This is a genomic window from Ekhidna sp. ABH4_415, assembly GCF_056161305.1.
The window spans coordinates 1-271 of sequence record NZ_JBSWYW010000033.1; the positions used below are offsets into that span (position 1 = coordinate 1).

Sequence of the window (271 nt, forward strand, 5' to 3'; positions counted from 1 at the left end):
ACCCAAAGTACCTGCCACACTCGCATTGCCCGTACTTGGGTCGATCGTCGTAGCGCCTACCGTCAGGTTCGCTCCCGTCACATCTAAGCCATTCTGTGCGTCCACATTGCCCACACTCGTTACCTGACCATTGTCCGCTACGGTGAACGTCGCTACCCCCGCATCCTGGATCACAAAGTCGGTCGTCTCACTCAAGTTCACCGTCACATCGCCTTCTAAATCTGTCGCGGTGATCGTGTTGCCATCGATGTACGCCTCATTTAACGTCTGG

At 55.4% G+C, this 271-nt stretch carries 1 protein-coding gene; it reads right to left on the reverse strand.

The window, feature by feature from the left end; genetic code table 11:
- A partial coding sequence (locus ACXAH9_RS17190) for a hypothetical protein (RefSeq protein WP_474896086.1) occupies window positions 1-195 on the reverse strand: 195 nt, incomplete at its 3' end.
- Between the last annotated feature and the right edge of the window lie 76 nt (window positions 196-271).